Source organism: Actinomadura chokoriensis (genome assembly GCF_041463665.1).
In the GTDB taxonomy this organism is placed as follows: Bacteria; Actinomycetota; Actinomycetes; order Streptosporangiales; family Streptosporangiaceae; genus Spirillospora; species Spirillospora chokoriensis_A.
The window spans coordinates 469874-485010 of record NZ_JAXCEJ010000002.1; the positions used below are offsets into that span (position 1 = coordinate 469874).

Genomic DNA, 15137 nt, shown 5'->3' on the forward strand with positions numbered 1-15137 from the left:
CCCCTTCCGAGGAGCCCGGAAAATGCCGCTCGTCCGCACCGTCCTGACCGCCGGCGCCGCCGGCGTCGCCGCCGCCGCCCTGGCCGCACCGGCGCACGCGCAAGCGCACAACCCATGCGAGGCCGGGCTGACCGTCCCGGGAGCGCAGAAGCAGGCGGCCGCCTGCCTGGACGACCTCACCACCGCCGGAACCACCGGCTCGGGGCACACCGTCCCCGCCGACTGGGCGGGCCTGCACGCCGCCGGGACGCGCAACCCGACCGGCGTCCCCGGGATCCAGCTCGACGGCTATTTCCCGGACACCTCGACGTTCAACACCAACAACGGCTGGAACCACGACGCGCAATTCGTCATTCGCCTCCCCGAGCGCTGGAACGGCGGCCTCGTCGTCGCCGGCTCCCCCGGAAACCGGCGCCAGTACGCCAACGACTTCACGATCTCCGACTGGGCGCTCGGGAAGGGCTACGCCTACGCCGCGACCGACAAGGGCAACAGCGGAGTGGAGTTCTACAAGGACGGCTCGCGCCCCGGCGACGCCGTCGCCGAATGGAACGACCGCGTGACCCAGCTCACCCGCGCCGCTAAGAAGGTCGTCGCGAAACGCTACGGGCACTCCCCGCGCCGCACCTACGCGGCCGGAATCTCCAACGGCGGCTACCTCGTCCGCTGGCAGCTGGAGAACCGCCCGGAGCTGTACGACGGCGGGATCGACGCGGAAGGCACGCTATGGCGCGCCGACGGCCCCAACCTGCTCACATACCTGCCGACCGTCCTTCGCGCCTACCCGTCCTACGCGGCCACCGGCGACCCGTCCGCCCGCGACTCGCTGCTGAAGGCCGGCTTGGCGCCCGGCTCGGAATTCCTCTGGCCGTTCCACGACCAGGTCTACTGGGGGCTCACCCAGCGCATCTACCGTGCGGAATTCGACCCCGCCTACACGGGTGAAGAGGCCGACTACAACTACGCCGCCCGCCCGAAGGAAGTGCACGACGCTGTGGCTCGCGTCTCCCTCACCGGACGAATCCGCAAACCCCTGATCACCCTTCACGGGACCTATGACTCGCTGCTGCCGATCGGCACGGACTCCGACGTCTACGCGAAACTCGTCCGCGCGCGGGGAAAGGCCCCCCACCGCTATTACCGCCTGGAGGCCGCCAACCACGTCGACGGCCTCCACGACACCTACCCGGACCGCCTGCGCCCACTGCTCCCCTGCATGCGCACGGCGTTCACCGCCCTCGAATCCTGGACGCGAAACGGCGCGACCCCGCCGGAGAGCGCCACACTTCCCCGCCCCGCGTCCGGCGACCTCGTCAACACCTGCTCCTTGAACGGCTGAGCTCCGTGAACGACTGAACTCCCAGAACGGCTGAGCAGGCCCCTTTTGCAGGGTTCGCCCGCGTCCACCGGGTCACGGCTTCGAGCGCGTCCACGCGATCAGGTCGGCGGCCGGGAGGGTGTTGACGACCCGGGACGCGGGCACCCCGCACCGGGCGGCCCGCTCGCAGCCGAAGGGCTGCCAGTCGAGCTGGCCCGGTGCGTGGGCGTCGGAGTCGATCGAGAAGCGGCAGCCGGCCTCGACGGCGAGGCGCAGCAGCCGCTTGGGCGGGTCCAGGCGCTCCGGACGGGAGTTGATCTCGACGGCGACGTCGTAGGCCGCGCAGGCGTCGAAGACGAGAGCGGCGTCGAACTCCGACTCGGGGCGCAGGCCGCCGCGCTTTCCGCCGGCCTTCACGATCCGTCCCGTGCAGTGGCCGAGGACGTTGACGCGCGGGTTCGCGATCGCCGCGACCATGCGCCGCGTCATCTCGACGCGGTCCATGCGGAGCTTGGAGTGGACGCTGGCGACGACGACGTCCAGCCGTTCGAGCAGGTCGGAGTCCTGGTCGAGGGTGCCGTCCTCCAGGATGTCGACCTCGATGCCGGTGAGGATGCGGAACGGCGCGAGGTCCTCGTTCAGCGCTTCCACGACGTCGAGCTGGCGGCGGAGGCGGTCGGCGGACAGGCCGTTCGCCACCTTGAGGCGGGGCGAATGGTCGGTGAGGGCGAGGTACTCGTGACCGAGGCCGCGGGCGGTCTCGGCCATCTCCAGGATCGGCGAGCCGCCGTCCGACCAGTCGCTGTGGGTGTGCAGGTCGCCCTTGAGCGCGGAGCGCAGCGCGGCCGTGGACTCGTCCAGCGGCTCGCCCTCGGTCGCCTCCAGGCGGCGCAGGTAGACGGGGGTCTCGCCGCGCAGCGCCTCCTCGATCACCAGCGCGGTGACCTTGCCGATGCCGGGGAGGGCGGTCAGCGTGCCGTCCCGGGCGCGGTCCGCCAGCTCGTCCGGGGACGTCCGCTCGGCGAGTTCCGCGGCCGTGCGGAACGCCCGGACGCGGTAGGTCGGCTCGTGGGCGCGCTCCAGCAGGAACGCGATCCGGCGCAGGGCTTCGACGGGCTCCACGCCTCGCACCGTACCCAGGTATGTCCCCGTGCGTCCCACCACGGTGTCATCCGCGTAAGACCGGGCTTCTCTAGCCTGGTGCTCATGGCCGGGGAGGATCTATCGCCGCGGAACGTCCTGCGCGACGTGCTGCTGAACGCCCAGCCGGACATCGAGGTCGTCGGCGAGGACGTCAACGGCGAGGACGGCGTGCGCCGGGTCGCCGAGCTGCGGCCCGACGTGGTGCTGATGGACGTCCGCATGCCCGTGATGGACGGCCTGGAGGCGACCCGGCGGCTCCTCGCCGACGCGGGCGAGGAGGCGCCGAAGGTCCTCATGCTGACCACGTTCGACCTGGACGACTACGTGTACGCGGCACTGCGGGCGGGGGCCAGCGGGTTCCTGCTGAAGGACGCGTCCGCGACTGAGCTGGCCGACGCGATGCGGGTCGTGGCGGCGGGCGACGCGCTCCTGTCGCCCTCAGTCACGCGCCGGCTCATCGCTGAGTTCTCCCGGCTCGGCGGGCCGCGCGCTCCGTCCCGCAAGCGGCTGGACGAACTGACCGAGCGGGAGACGGAGGTCCTGGCCCTGGTGGCGCGCGGGCTGTCCAACGGGGAGATCGCCGGGAGGCTCGTGGTCGCCGAGCAGACCGTCAAGACGCATTTCGGGCGGATCCTGATGAAGCTGGGGCTCCGGGACCGTCCGCAGGCGATCGTCCACGCCTTCGAGGTAGGCCTGGTCCGTCCCGGCGACTGATACCGGAGGGTGACCCGTCATACCCGGGTCGCCCGCTGCGAGACCGCACCGCGGGTTGATCCGCGACACGCCGTCCGACTTCTAGCGTCCTGGTCAGTGCATGCCGCCGACACCAGAGCGCACCGTATCGGGCGTCACGACGGTGACACCGGCCACTTGGGTAACCTGCCAGGGACGCCCGCCTGATTCTTGGATGGTGGAAACACGCCCGATGCCGCCGCACCGCACGATGCCGAGGACACCCGTCCGGCGGCCGCGCTCCCGGCGGCTGCGGAGGGCCCTGGCCTGCGCCGCGTCCACCGGCGTGGTCATGCTCGCAACGGCCGGGACCGGGAACGCCGACCCTTATGCCGCGCCCGTCCGCGTCCCCATGCTGGCGCCCTCGACGCTGGACGTCCGGTTCGCCGCGGAACGCCAGGCCATCGAGAAGGCTCTGGAGACCGCGCAGGCGGTCGGCGACGTGGGTCGCGGCAGGGCACTCGGTGCGTTCCTCCAGCCCGCGCGTCGTTTCCTCTACTTCGACGCACGCGGCGGTGGACGCGCGATTGAGGTCATCGGTGACATCACCCGGGCACGGCGGGTCGCGATACTCGTCCCGGGCGCCGACACCACGCTGTCCGCGTTCGACAAGCGGGGCGCCAAGCCGTGGTCGACACTTGGCGGCGGCGCGCGCGCCGTCTACGCGCAGGCCCGGTCCATATCGCCGAGCCCTGGGCTGGCGGTCGTCGCCTGGCTCGGATACGCGGCGCCCAAGACGTTCAGCAGCGAAGTCCTCACCGATGGCAGAGCCTCCGAAGGCGCTGGGAAGCTGCGTCACTTCATGAAGGAACTGCATCGGGTCAACCCCGGCGCAGGTGTAGGTCTGCTGTGCCACAGCTACGGCTCGGTGGTGTGCGGACGTGCCGCATTGGACGCGCCCAACAGCGCGGCCTGGCGCCAGGTCACCGACATCGCCCTCTACGGCAGTCCCGGCACGACGGCGTGGTCGGCCTCCAAGCTGAGCGGCACGGCCCGCATCTGGGCGGGACGAGGCGAGACCGACTGGATGGAAGACGTCCCCCACGTGCGCATCTTCGGGCTCGGGCTAGGCCCCGACCCTGTCTCCCCCGAATTCGGCGCGCGGGTCTTCGACGCCGGGTCCGGCGGGCACAGCGACTACCTCGCCCCTAACTCGCCGTCACTGCGCAACATCACCGACATCGCGCTCGGGCGCACGTCCGAGGTCACTCCAAGCTGACCCTCTTTTGGTCACTCGGTGACAGCTCACTGCCGGTGGAGTGGCACCCTTGGGTGGTGGACACCGCGAGCGAGGCCGAAATCCGCGACCAGACCACCCAGCGCCTGGAGAAGGCGATGGGGACGTTCGGCACCGCGGCCCTGACCAGCATGGAGGAGCAGCTCCCCTGGTTCCGGCGCATGCCGGCCGACCAGCGCTCCTGGATCGGCCTGGTCGCACAGGCGGGCATCGCCGCGTTCGTCGAGTGGTTCAAGAACAACGAGAAGACACGCCCGGCCATCGCCGGCGAGGTGTTCGGCACCGCGCCCCGCGAGCTGCTGCGCTCCATCAAGCTGCACCACACCATCGACATGATCCGCGTCATCATCGAGGTGGTGGAGACCCGGCTGGACGAGCTGGCCACGCCCGGCGGCGAGGCCCAGCTCCGCGAGGCCATCCTCCGCTACACGCGTGACGTGGCGTTCGGCGCGGCCCAGGTCTACGCGCGCGCCGCCGAGACGCGCGCCGCGTGGGACGCGCGGCTGGAGGCACTCGTCGTCAACGCCGTCCTCCGCGGCGAGGTCGACGACGGCATGCACTCCTGGGCCGCCGCTCTCGGCTGGACGTCCAAGCCCGTCACCGTCATCGCCGGGTTCACCCCAGAGGACGAGGAGCCCGAGGTCACCATCGACCAGATGCAGCTGGCCGCGCGCCGCGCGCGCGCCGACGTGCTCGCCGGTGTCCAGGGGCGGCGCGTCATCGTCATCGTGGGCGGCGAGACCGACCCCCTCGAGGCGGCCCGTCCCATCGCCGCCAAGTGCGGCCCCGGGCCCGTCGTCGTCGGCCCGCAGGTCGCCGACCTCTACGAGTCGACCCACTCGGCGCAGGCCGCCGTGGCCGGCCTGCGCGCCGCCGCCGGATGGCCCGACGCGCCCCGTCCCGTCCAGGCCACCGAGCTGCTGCCCGAACGCGCCCTGGACGGCGACCGCGACGCGCGCCGCTACCTGGTGGAAAGCGTCTACAACCCGATGCTCGCCGCGGGCGCGCCCCTTCTCGACACCCTCACCACCTACCTGGAACAGGGCTCGTCGCTGGAGGCCACGGCACGGCTGCTGTTCGTCCACCCCAACACCGTCCGGTACCGCCTCCGCCGCGTCACGGAACTGACCGGCCTGGCGCCCACCGACGGCCGCAACGCCTTCACCCTGCGCATAGCCCTGGTCCTGGGCCGCTTCGACATCCGGGCCGTATAGCCCGGGGCCCCTGGAACCCCTTCCACAACGCAGGGCCTGCGCGGTGTTCCGGTGGCCAGGTGTTCCAGGATTCCGTGACTGGGGTTGTAGGGGTCGTACAAAGGGGTCCGGGCAAACTTCGTGCTGATCGGTATCGAGTCCTGCGAACATCAACGGCAGGCTGGACGCTGTGATACTCCTCGCATCGCCCGGCCAGGGCGCCCAGACCCCCGGCTTCCTGCAGCCATGGCTTGAGATACCCGGAGTCGCCGACCGCCTTGCCTGGTGGTCGGCCGTCACCGGGCTCGACCTGGTCAGGTACGGGACGGAGGCGGACGCCGAGGAGATCCGCGACACCGCAGTGGCGCAGCCGCTGCTGGTCGCCGCCGCGCTCGCCGCGTACGAGGTCCTCTACGACGGCGACCTGCCCGGCGCGGTCGCCGGGCACAGCGTCGGTGAGCTGGCCGCCGCCGCTATCGCCGGGGTGCTGTCCCCGGAGGCCGCGCTGGTGCTCGTCCGGGAGCGGGGCCGGGCGATGGCCGAGGCGGCCCGCGTCACCGAGACCGGGATGACCGCCGTCCTCGGCGGCGACCCCGACGAGGTGCTCGCCGCCATCGACAAGCACGGGCTCACCCCCGCGAACGTCAACGGCGCGGGCCAGGTCGTCGCCGCCGGGACGACACGGCAACTCGCCGAGTTCTCCGACGATCCGCCCGCGAAGGCGCGGCTGCGCTCGCTGTCGGTCGCGGGCGCCTTCCACACCGAGCACATGGCGCCCGCCGTCGACACGCTCCGCCGGCTCGCGTCCGGCGCACCCGTCGCCGACCCGCGCACGAAGCTGCTGCAGAACCGCGACGGCGCCGTCGTCACCGGCGGGCGCGACTTCGTGGCCCGGCTCGTCGACCAGGTCAGCGCGCCCGTCCGCTGGGACTCGTGCATGGCCGCGATGCGCGACCTCGGCGTCACCGGGATCATCGAGCTGCCGCCCGCCGGGACGCTCACCGGCCTCGCCCGCCGCGAGCTGAAGGGCATCGAGCTCGTCGCCCTCAAGACCCCCGCCGACCTGGACAAGGCTCGCGCACTGATCGAGGGGGACGCCTCATGACCGCCGCACTGAAGATCCCCGAGGCGACCGCCGGCGCCCGCATCCTGGCGTTCGGCGACTACCGGCCGGCCCGCATCGTCACCAACGACGAGCTCGCCGAGACCGTCGACACCAGCGACGAGTGGATCCGCAGCCGCGTCGGCATCGCCGAGCGGCGCATCGCCGGCGAGGACGAGGGCATCGTCGAGCTGGGCGTGCACGCGGGCGGCAAGGCGCTCGCGGGCAGCGGCCTCGACCCGTCCGACATCGACCTCGTGATCCTCGCCACCTGCTCGGCGGAGTCGCCGATGCCGAGCCACGCCGCGCTCGTCGCGCACCGCCTCGGCATCGACGCGCCGGGCGCGTTCGACATCAACGCCGCCTGCGCCGGCTTCTGCTACGCGCTCGCCACCGCCAGCGCCGCGGTCCGGGCCGGCAGCGCCCGCAACGTGCTGGTCATCGGCTCGGAGAAGATGTCCCAGTGGATCGACTGGACCGATCGCTCCACCTGCATCATCTTCGCGGACGGCGCGGGGGCCGCGGTCGTCACCGGCAGCGACTCCCCCGGCATCGGCCCGGTCGTGTGGGGCAGCGCCGGCGACAAGTACGACAAGATCATCATCGATGACCGGCACTCCTTCATCCGGCAGGAGGGGCAGGCGGTGTTCCGCTGGGCCACCACCGCCATCGCGCCCATCGCGGTGGAGGCGTGCGAGCGCGCCGGGATCAAGCCGGAGGACCTCGCCGCCGTCGTCCCGCACCAGGCCAACCTGCGCATCATCGAGGCCATCGCCCGCAAGGTGAAGGCCACCAACGCCGTCGTGGCCGACGACATCGTCCAGTCCGGCAACACGTCCGGCGCGTCCATCCCGCTGGCCCTGTCCCGCATGATCGAACGCGGCGATGTGCCGTCCGGCGCCCCGGCCCTGCTGGTCGGGTTCGGTGCCGGACTGTCCTACGCTGCCCAAGTCATCCAGATCCCGTAGGCCGTCACGCCTGCCCGCAGGGCCTGGACCAACCCACCGAAGGAGAACGCAGAACCATGGCAGTCGCGACCGAAGAGCAGATCCTGGACGGCCTCGCCGAGATCATCGATGACATCGTCGGCATCGACAAGTCCGAGGTCACCCCCGAGAAGAACTTCATCGACGACCTCGACATCGACTCGCTGTCGATGGTGGAGATCGCGGTGGCCGCGCAGGACCAGTTCGGCGTCGAGATCCCCGACGACGAGCTGCGCAACCTGAAGACGGTGAAGGACGTCATCAACTTCGTCCAGAACCTGCAGACCTCGGCCAAGAGCTAGATCCGCGGGAAGGCGCGCCGTCGCCCCGGCCGGAGGCGGCGCGCCCGCCCTTCTCCCCCCACAGTCCGCAAGGAGCACCCAGTATGAGCAAGAGCCAGACCAGAGTCGTGGTGACCGGTCTCGGTGCAACGACTCCTCTCGGCGGAGACCTGCCGTCGACCTGGTCCGCCCTGCTCGCCGGAGAGTCCGGGGTCCGCACACTGGACTGGGAGGGCGTCGAGGACCTGCCGGTCCGGTTCGCCGCGACACTGAAGGTCGACCCGTCCGAGATCCTGCCGAAGCAGTCGCTGCGCCGCCTCGACCGCAACCAGGCCATCGCGCTGATCTCCGCGCGGGAGGCGTGGGCCGACGCGGGGTTCGCACCGCCCGCCGGCGGCAAGCCGCAGAAGGGCATGGAGAAGGCCGGCGTGGACGGCGGCTTCACCGTGGACGGTGAGCGCCTCGGCGTGGTGTTCTCCAGCGGCATCGGCGGCCTGCACACCGCCCTCAACAGCTACGATGTGTTCCGCGAGAAGGGCTGGTCCCGGGTCTCGCCGTTCACCGTCCCGATGCTGATGCCGAACGGCGCGTCCGGGCACGTCGGCATCGAGTTCGGCGCGATGGCCGGCTCGCACGCCCTGGTCAGCGCCTGCGCGTCCAGCGGCGAGGCCGTCGGCTACGCCATCGACATGATCCGCGCGGGCCGCGCCGACGTGGTGATCTGCGGCGGCACCGAGTCGTGCATCCACCCGCTGCAGATGGCCTCGTTCGGCGCCATGCGGGCGATGTCGACCCGCAACGACGCGCCGGAGCGCGCGTCCAGGCCCTACGACAAGAACCGCGACGGTTTCGTGCTCGGCGAAGGCTCCGCGGTGCTGATCCTCGAGTCGGAGGAGCACGCCCGCGCCCGCGGCGCGCGGGTCCACGGCATCGCGGCCGGCTGCGGCTACTCCGGCGACGCCTACGACATCGTCCTGCCCGACCCGAGCGGCGCCGGGCAGGCCAAGGCGATGCAGCGCGCCCTCAAGGACGCCGGGCTGGAGCCCGCCGACATCGTGCACATCAACGCGCACGCCACCTCCACGCCGGCCGGCGACGTGGCGGAACTCGCGTCCATCAAGGCGGGGCTCGGCGAGGAGGCCGCCCGGCAAGTGGCCGTCACCGCCACCAAGTCGATGACCGGGCACCTGCTCGGCGGCGCCGGCGCACTGGAATCGGTGTTCACGATCCTCGCGCTGAAGGAGGGCCTCATCCCCTTCGTCGCCAACCTGGAGGACCTCGACGAGGAGGCCGACCTGGACATCGTGCGGGACGAGCCCCGCAAGATCTCCGACGGCCCGGCCGCGGCGCTGAACAACTCGTTCGGCTTCGGCGGCCACAACGTCTCGGTCGCCTTCCAGCGCGCTCTCTGACCCGCGCACATCCGACCCGCGCACGTCCGACCCGCGAACGAAGGAACGGCCCGGCGAGCCTGAACTCGCCGGGCCGTTCTCTTGCGTCATGCGTCCTCGGAGAAGTCCCGGCCCGTCGGCGGGACCGGACCCGTCCGTCGCGGGGCGCGCTCGTCGCGGGGCGGGCACGCTCCCGGGCCGCCGAGGCCGGCGGGCGGGCCTCAGACGGCGGCGTGCAGCCAGCGGACGGGGGCGCCGTCGCCGGCCCTGCGGAAGGGCTCCAGCTCGTTGTCCCACGGGGTGCCGAGGAGGCGGTCGAGCTCGTGCTCCAGCGTGGTCTTGCCGACGGCGGCGTTGGCCATGACGGAGCGGAGCCGGTCCTCGGGGACGAGGATGTCACCGTTGGCCCCGATGACGCCGGAGAACACCCCGAGGGACGGGGTGAAGCTGAACCGGAGACCGTCGGTGCCCGGCGTCGGGTCCTCGGTGGCCTCGAACCGCACGAGCTTCCAATTGCGCAGCGCGGAGGTGATGCCCGCGGCGGTGCCCGGCCTGCCCTCCCAATGGAGCTCTGCGCGCAGCGTTCCAGGTGCGGCCGCCTGATCAGCCCACTCAAGGGAAACGGGCACGCCGAGAACACCTGCGGCGGCCCACTCGATATGCGGGCTCAGCGCAGGCGGCGCTGAGTGGACGTAAAAAACGCCACGTGCGGTCACCGGACCTCCTGGATCTGTACCGAGGCTCGTCTTCCCCTACGGCCTCGTACGTCCCAAGTCGGCGTCCGCGTCCCTCATTGTGCATCATCGGCCCGTCTCGCACCACCGGGAGACGGTTGTTTGTCGAACGCTTGACCGTGCGATGCACGCCGTTCTCCGGGCTCGCGCGACAAGAGTAGGGCCTCGCCGGCCGGTCCGCGGCGAAAGACCGCAAGGCGCCACCGCCTCGGCCGGCCGCGCCGGCGGCGACTTTCCGTCCATTGCCGGTGACCGAACGTCGCCGCATCCGGCACCATGGGCGGGGCCGGGTGGCGGGCGAGAGCGAGGACCGATGTTCGATCAGCAGGCGCGGCTGGAGCGGGTGCTCGCGCGCCATCCCGACGCGCGGGTGGTGGAGGCGCTGCCCGGGCGCCCGGCACTGGTCCGCCGGGACGAGATCCTGGTCGCCGGTCAGGACGCCGGCGCGGCCGAGGACCTCGTCCGCCGCTGGCACGACTCGCGGCAGGACGAGCACGGCGTCACGCGGCTGCGGCTGCGCGCCCCCGCGAAGGTGGACGTGTGCGAGCTCTCCGCACTCCTCACGAAGGGCGGGCGGTTGAGCGTGGCGCCGAACCACCTCGTCCTCGGCCAGCCGATGTGGTGGAGCGGGCCCGCCGACCTGCCCCGTCCGGCCGCGCCCCTGCCCGCGCCCGCCCAGGCCGTCCCGCCGCGCCGGGACGTGACGGTCGCGATCCTCGACACGGGTCTGTCGCCGCACCCGTGGTACGCCGAGGCCGACTGGTATCGCGAGCAGCGCGACGAGGTCGCCGAGGTCCTGGACGCCGACCTCGACTTCGCGCTGGACGCGCAGGCCGGGCACGGCACGTTCATCGGCGGCGTCGTGCTGGCGCAGGCGCCGGCGGCGAGGCTGCGGGCCCGCCGGGTCATCGGCGGAGACGGCGTCGGCGACGAACTGGACGTGATCCGGGCGCTGCGCTGGCTCGCGGCGTGGGGCCGCGCCGATGTCGTCAACATCTCCCTCGGCTGCCACACCTACGACGACCGCCCGTCGCCGGTGCTCGCGCAGGCGGTCGCCGCACTCGGCCGCGCGACGGTCGTGGTGGCGTGCGCGGGGAACGCGGCGACCGATCGTCCCTTCTGGCCCGCGGCGATGAAGCCGGTCGTCGCCGTCGGGGCGCTGGACGGCGACGACCGGGCCTGGTTCTCCAACCATGGCTGGTGGGTGGACGCGTGCGCGCAGGGAGTCGACGTGGCCAGCACGTTCGTGTCGTTCGACGGGAAGCGGGGGCCCGTGCAGGGCATCGATCCCGACCTGTTCCAGGGCTATGCGACGTGGAGCGGGACGTCGTTCGCGGCGCCGGTCGTCGCGGGCCGGATCGCGGGCCGCGCGGCGGCGGACGGTGTGGACGCGGTCACGGCGGCGGACCGCGTCCTCGATCCGGGGTCGCATCCGGCGCTCGCGGATCTGGGCGTGGTCGTCGACTCCCGAAAAGGCACTGACTGTCAGCGCTCGATGGCATAGGGTCAGCAAGCAGCGGGGGGCCTCGGGAGGAGACTTCGGTGGCCCAGAGGGACGGAACGGACGAGCTGGTGGTCCGGGCACGCGACGGCGACGGCGACGCGTGGGCCCGGCTGGTCGAGCGGCACAGCGCGCTGCTGTGGTCGATCGCCCGCTCGCACGGATTGAACGACGCCGATTCGGGCGACGTGGTGCAGACCACGTGGCTCCGGCTGGTGGAACGGATCGACGGGTTGCGCGACCCGTCCGCGATGGGGTGCTGGCTCGCCACGACGGCGCGGAACGAGAGCCTGCGGCTGGTGCGGCGCAGGAGCCGCGACCTGCCGCTGGTGCCCGCGCCGCGGCAGCCGGAGCCGGGCCCCGAACGGGTCGTCGCGGCGCGCGACCGGCTCGGCCGGGTCGGCGCCGCGCTCGACACGCTGCCGCGCCGCTGCCGGACGCTGCTGCGGCTGTTCGCGCTGGCGCCGAGCCACGCCGAGCTGGCCGCCGCGCTCGGCATTCCGGTCGGCAGCGTCGCGCCGACCCGGGCGCGGTGCCTGGACGCGCTGCGGAGGCTGGTCCCGTGAACGACGACGAGCTGATGTCGGGAGTCCGGGACGCGTTCGAGATCCTGGACCCGGTGCCGCCGCACGTGCTGGCGGCGGCGCGCGCGTCGATCGCCTGGCGAACGGCGTCCGCGACGCTGGCGGAGCTGGAGCACGACCGGCCCGTCCGGGCCGCGGCCGGGGTGCGCGGCGCGGCGGGCCGGACGCTGACGTTCACGTGTCCGGGCTCGACGGTGGAGATCGAGATCGCCGAGGACGGCCGGCACCGGGAGATCACCGGGCGGCTCGTCCCGCCCCGCGCGGCGGTCGTCGAGGTCCGGCACCGGGACCTGCCGCCGGACGGCGTCACGGCCCACGCCGAGGCCGCCGGGCTGTTCTGCGTCCCGCGCGTCCCGGAGGGCCTGGTCAGCCTCGTGTTCCGGCTGGAGGACGGCTCCTCCATCGTGACCAGCTGGATCCACCTGTGACCGGGCGGGACGAGCGCGCGCTGCTGTGGATGGCCGCGGTGGATCCGGCGACCGCTCTCACTCGTGCACGGGACCTGCTGGAGAACGGCGGCGGCGTCCTCGCGCTGAGGGTGGCGGGGCTGGCGGCCAAGGAGCTGGGGCGCCTGGAGGAGGGCCTCGCCTACCTGGACCGTGCCCTGCACATGGCCGAGGGCTATGAGGCGGCACAGGTCCGGATGAACCTCGTCGGCCTGCTCACCGCGCGTGGTGCCGTGAATGAGGCGCTCGCCCATGCGCGTGAGGCCGAGGCCGTCCTGCATGGCCCGGACGCAGACCGGCTGGCCGCGAACAAGGCGTGCGCTCTGGCTCGCGCAGGGCTTCTGGACGAGGCAAGGGAAGTGGCCGCGAACGCCTTGCCCCGTCTACGCCAAGGGCATGACCCGGCCGTGCTGAACGGTCTCCTCACCAACCTGGGCCTTGCACTGGCCTTTCGTGGTGACTACGACGGCGCGGAGGAGGCTCTGTCAGAGGCCGTCGCGGTGGGTGAGACCGCTGGGCTTCGTCATCAGACGGCCATGTCCAAGGGCAACCTGGCCTTCGCTGTGTCTCGGCGTGGGGACGTCCCGCGCGCGCTTCACCTCTTCGCCGAAGCGGAACCGGGGCTTACCGGTGAGCGCCTTGCGCAGTGCCGGTTCGACCAGGCGGAGACGCTCATCATGGCCGGTCTGCCGGGTGAGGCACGTCCAGTCCTCACCGCCGCCTTGGACGCGGCCATGGCGAACGGGTACGCGTGCGACGTCGCGGACGGTTTCCTGCTCCTCGCCCACGCCGAACTGGCTGACGGCAACCCGGAACAGGCCACGGACGCGGCCGAGCATGCCCGCACCACGTTCGCCGTGCAGGAACGCCCCGGCTGGATGCTCCTGGCCGAGCACGTACTACTCAAGGCCAGGTGGGCGTCCGGTGAGCGGTCGCCGGTCCTGCTGCGTTCGGCTGCGGCGACGGCCGAGCGGCTGGAGGACGGCGGCTGGCCCGACGCCGCCGACGAGGCCCGCATCGTCGCCGCGCGCGTGGCGCTGACGCTGGGCAGACCTGCCGGGCACCTGCTGTCGTCCGTCGGACGCGCCCGCGGCCGTGCGTCCACCCGGATCGCCGCCTGGCACGCCCTTGCCCTCGAACGCGCGGCGCGGGACGACCACCGGGGCGCGGTGGCCGCCGTCAGGTTCGGGCTCCAGGTCACCGAAGACCACGCGGAGGTTCTCGGTGCGCTCGATCTGCGCGCCCGCGCGGCGGGGCTCGCCACGGAGCTGGCCGAATTCGGTCTCGGCCTCGCCCGTTCGGCGCGGGAGGTGCTCGACGTCGAGGAACGGCGGCGGGCGATCGCGCGCCCGGTGCGGGTGCGTCCGCCGAAGGACCCCGAGCGCGCCGCCGCGCTGGCCACGCTGCGCGTCCTCAGCGTCGACCACACGGCCGACACCGCCCGCGGCGGTGTTCCGTCCGCGCTCTCCCCCGACGTGGCGGAACTGGAGGCGCGGATCCGCTCCCGCACGCGCCGCAGGCCGTCCGGGGCGTCCGCCGCGCCCCGCTCCGCCGGGACATCGGAGATCGCGGCGGCGCTCGGCGAGCGCGCCCTCGTCGAACTGGTCGCGATCGACGGGGAACAGCACGCCGTCACCGTCGCGGACGGCCTGCCCCGCCGCCACCACCTCGGGGCATGCGCCACCGCCCGGCGCGAGATCGACGTCATCCGGTTCGCGGCGCGCCGCCTCGCCGAGGCGGACGACCCGCCGGCGCTCGCCGCCCTCACCGACGCGGCCGGACGCCTCGACCGGCTCCTGCTCGCCCCGCTGCTTCCCGTCCTCGGCGACCGCGATCTCGTCATCGCCCCGACCGGCCCCCTCCACGGACTCCCCTGGGCCGTGCTGCCGTCGCTCGCCGGACGCCCGTTCACCATCGTCCCGTCCGCGGGCGCCTGGCTCCACGCCCGCAAGCCGCCCCCGACCGACGGGCACACCGTCCTCGCGGTGGGTCCCGGCCTGCGGCACGCCGAACGGGAGATCGCCGCTCTCCGGCGCCTGCATCCGCATGCCCTCGTCCTCGATGGCATGGACGCGCGCGCCGAACCCGTCCGGGACGCCCTCGACGGCGCGGCCGTCGCCCACATCGCGGCCCACGGCGAGTTCCGCGAGGGCAATGCCCTGTTCTCCCGGCTCCGCCTCGCCGACGGCCCGCTGATGGTGCACGACCTCGACGAGCTGGCCGCCCCGCCGCACCTGGTCGTCCTGTCCGCCTGCGACATCGGCCGCGCCGACGGGGGCGACGCCGTCCTCGGCATGGCCGGCTCCCTGCTCGCCCTCGGCACCGCCACGGTGATCGCCAGCGTCTCCCCCGTCCGCGACGACGCCACGCCGGAGTTCATGTCCGCCTTCCACACCGCCGTCAAGGGCGGACGGTCCCCGTCCCGGGCGCTGGCGGACCTTCCCCGCAGCCCGGCGACGGCCGGCTTCCTGGTCATGGGCGCCGGCTGA

At 72.9% G+C, this 15137-nt stretch carries 14 protein-coding genes; 12 read left to right on the forward strand and 2 right to left on the reverse strand.

What is annotated here, in order from left to right; genetic code table 11:
* Positions 1-22: 22 nt before the first annotated feature.
* A complete protein-coding gene (locus SM418_RS05630; protein ID WP_371939506.1) occupies positions 23-1339 on the forward strand; it encodes an alpha/beta hydrolase family protein in 1317 nt (438 codons plus the stop codon).
* 72 nt (positions 1340-1411) lie between these two features.
* On the opposite strand, the gene SM418_RS05635 is transcribed toward SM418_RS05630, so the two are convergent.
* Positions 1412-2440, reverse strand: coding sequence for a PHP domain-containing protein (locus SM418_RS05635; RefSeq protein WP_371939507.1), 1029 nt, complete (start codon positions 2438-2440; stop codon positions 1412-1414).
* Positions 2441-2524: 84 nt separating this feature from the next.
* Between SM418_RS05635 and SM418_RS05640 the strand changes: the two genes are divergently transcribed.
* From SM418_RS05640 to SM418_RS05670, 7 genes are all read left to right on the forward strand, one after another.
* Positions 2525-3175, forward strand: a complete 651-nt coding sequence (locus SM418_RS05640) for a response regulator (RefSeq protein WP_371939508.1) — start codon at positions 2525-2527, stop codon at positions 3173-3175.
* A gap of 193 nt (positions 3176-3368) precedes the next feature.
* Positions 3369-4412, forward strand: a complete 1044-nt coding sequence (locus SM418_RS05645; protein WP_371939509.1) for an alpha/beta hydrolase — start codon at positions 3369-3371, stop codon at positions 4410-4412.
* A 56-nt stretch (positions 4413-4468) separates the two neighbouring features.
* On the forward strand, positions 4469-5644 hold the full coding sequence (locus tag SM418_RS05650; RefSeq protein WP_371939510.1) for a PucR family transcriptional regulator: 1176 nt from the start codon (positions 4469-4471) through the stop codon (positions 5642-5644).
* 169 nt (positions 5645-5813) lie between these two features.
* Positions 5814-6728, forward strand: a complete 915-nt coding sequence (locus tag SM418_RS05655) for an ACP S-malonyltransferase (RefSeq protein WP_371939511.1) — start codon at positions 5814-5816, stop codon at positions 6726-6728.
* Entirely contained in the window at positions 6725-7693 is a 969-nt protein-coding gene (locus SM418_RS05660; protein WP_371939512.1) for a beta-ketoacyl-ACP synthase III, read from the forward strand. Before SM418_RS05655 ends, SM418_RS05660 begins: the two co-directional genes overlap by 4 nt.
* Before the next feature lie 56 nt (positions 7694-7749).
* Positions 7750-8013 carry an acyl carrier protein gene (locus SM418_RS05665; RefSeq protein ID WP_371939514.1) on the forward strand — a complete coding sequence of 88 codons (264 nt, stop codon included), beginning with the start codon at positions 7750-7752 and terminating at the stop codon, positions 8011-8013.
* A gap of 83 nt (positions 8014-8096) precedes the next feature.
* Positions 8097-9404: a beta-ketoacyl-[acyl-carrier-protein] synthase family protein gene (locus SM418_RS05670; RefSeq protein ID WP_371939515.1), complete on the forward strand. Its 1308-nt coding sequence runs from the start codon at positions 8097-8099 to the stop codon at positions 9402-9404.
* A gap of 200 nt (positions 9405-9604) precedes the next feature.
* Here the strand turns inward: SM418_RS05670 and SM418_RS05675 are convergent, their stop codons facing one another.
* Positions 9605-10099, reverse strand: a complete 495-nt coding sequence (locus SM418_RS05675; protein ID WP_371939517.1) for a DUF3145 domain-containing protein — start codon at positions 10097-10099, stop codon at positions 9605-9607.
* Positions 10100-10430: 331 nt separating this feature from the next.
* Between SM418_RS05675 and SM418_RS05680 the strand changes: the two genes are divergently transcribed.
* Genes SM418_RS05680 through SM418_RS05695 form a run of 4 tightly spaced genes read left to right on the forward strand, consistent with a single transcriptional unit; the run spans position 10431 to position 15137 of the window.
* Positions 10431-11621 (forward strand): S8 family peptidase, encoded by a 1191-nt coding sequence (locus SM418_RS05680; RefSeq protein ID WP_371939518.1) that lies wholly within the window; start codon positions 10431-10433, stop codon positions 11619-11621.
* 38 nt (positions 11622-11659) lie between these two features.
* Positions 11660-12184, forward strand: a complete 525-nt coding sequence (locus SM418_RS05685) for an RNA polymerase sigma factor (protein ID WP_371939519.1) — start codon at positions 11660-11662, stop codon at positions 12182-12184.
* On the forward strand, positions 12181-12630 hold the full coding sequence (locus SM418_RS05690) for a hypothetical protein (protein WP_371939520.1): 450 nt from the start codon (positions 12181-12183) through the stop codon (positions 12628-12630). Before SM418_RS05685 ends, SM418_RS05690 begins: the two co-directional genes overlap by 4 nt.
* Positions 12627-15137, forward strand: coding sequence for a CHAT domain-containing protein (locus SM418_RS05695; protein WP_371939521.1), 2511 nt, complete (start codon positions 12627-12629; stop codon positions 15135-15137). Before SM418_RS05690 ends, SM418_RS05695 begins: the two co-directional genes overlap by 4 nt.

Bases quoted from the DNA above. Each gene is read 5' to 3' on its own strand.
- SM418_RS05630 (WP_371939506.1), top strand. From the start codon at position 23: ATGCCGCTCGTCCGCACCGTCCTGACCGCCGGCGCCGCCGGCGTCGCC.
- SM418_RS05640 (WP_371939508.1), top strand. From the start codon at position 2,525: ATGGCCGGGGAGGATCTATCGCCGCGGAACGTCCTGCGCGACGTGCTG.
- SM418_RS05645 (WP_371939509.1), top strand. From the start codon at position 3,369: ATGGTGGAAACACGCCCGATGCCGCCGCACCGCACGATGCCGAGGACA.
- SM418_RS05660 (WP_371939512.1), top strand. From the start codon at position 6,725: ATGACCGCCGCACTGAAGATCCCCGAGGCGACCGCCGGCGCCCGCATC.
- SM418_RS05665 (WP_371939514.1), top strand. From the start codon at position 7,750: ATGGCAGTCGCGACCGAAGAGCAGATCCTGGACGGCCTCGCCGAGATC.
- SM418_RS05670 (WP_371939515.1), top strand. From the start codon at position 8,097: ATGAGCAAGAGCCAGACCAGAGTCGTGGTGACCGGTCTCGGTGCAACG.
- SM418_RS05680 (WP_371939518.1), top strand. From the start codon at position 10,431: ATGTTCGATCAGCAGGCGCGGCTGGAGCGGGTGCTCGCGCGCCATCCC.